Raw genomic sequence first — 1,032 nt, 5'->3', positions numbered from 1 at the left:
GCCAGGGGGTCGGAGCGATCGCGGCGGGACTCGTCGCCCCGAAACTCATGAACAGGGCCGGGGCCCAGCGGCTCGCGGCCCTCGGCACGATGGCGGCCTCGCTCGGCTACGCGCTCGAACTCCCGCCCTTCACCGGAAGTGTGCTGCTGGGGGTCGCCCTCCTGGGCGCCGGTTCGGCCTGGCTGGGCATCGGCGTGATCACCCTCGTACTGCACCTCACACCCAGCGGGGTCATCGGGCGTACCGAGGCCGCCGTGGGACTCATCCTGTCCTCGGCGCAGGCACTGGCGGTCGCCACGGCAGCCGCCGCCATCGACACCGTCAACCACCGCCTACTGATCCTGTTCTGCGCGGGCCTGCTCACGATGGCCGCAGTGCGGCTGCGCAGACCAGCGGTGCTCACGCTCGCCTGAACCAACTGCCGCGCCCGACAGGCAGGTTCTGCCCTTGCGACGTGGCCCGTCCGACCCGAGAAAGCAGATGAGGACACCCATGAATCCTGAACACGTCGACGCCATGGGTGAGTCCACAAGCCCATCCCCCCTGGCCGACTGGGTCGGCGACGTCGAAGCCTTCACCGGCCGGCAATGGCAGCGCCGACCACAGGTGTTCAAGCCGCAGCGGCTCAACGCGCCCTTCGACCTGGCCGAGTTGGATACGGCATTCCACAGCGGGCTCCTGCGCACTCCGTACCTCGAGATGGTGCGCTCGGACAAGGTGGTGATCCCGACCGAGGCGTACACCTCCTCGCGCGTCGTCAACGACACGGCACACCACGGGTTCGCGGACCGGGCCAAGGTCATCGGGCTCCTGCGCGCCGGAGCCACCTTGCTGCTCCGACGCGTCGACCAGTGGCACGCCCCGACCCGCGAAGTCATGGCCCGGTTGTCCGAGGAGACCGACCGGCGAGTCGAGGCGTTCTTCTTCGTGACCCCCGCGGGCGGCCAGGGGCTCACTCTGCACCGCGACGACGCCGACGTCTTCGTCCTCCAGGTCGCCGGGAGCAAGACGTGGTTCGTCCACGACGCACCG

General features: G+C 69.7%; 1 protein-coding gene and 1 pseudogene. Both read left to right on the top strand.

Annotated features, from left to right (window positions below):
* Positions 1-413: pseudogene (locus tag ABZV34_RS39955) on the top strand (hypothetical protein); the annotation flags it as partial.
* A 79-nt stretch (positions 414-492) separates the two neighbouring features.
* Positions 493-1,032 (top strand): cupin domain-containing protein (locus tag ABZV34_RS39950; RefSeq protein WP_356288371.1); only part of this gene is annotated, 540 nt, incomplete at its 3' end.

It is taken from the genome of Streptomyces sp. NPDC005195 (assembly GCF_040608315.1).
GTDB classification, from domain to species: Bacteria; Actinomycetota; Actinomycetes; order Streptomycetales; family Streptomycetaceae; genus Streptomyces; species Streptomyces kaempferi.
The sequence above is the reverse complement of the archived record's forward strand: the minus strand, read 5'-3'. Positions and strand labels throughout refer to the sequence as shown.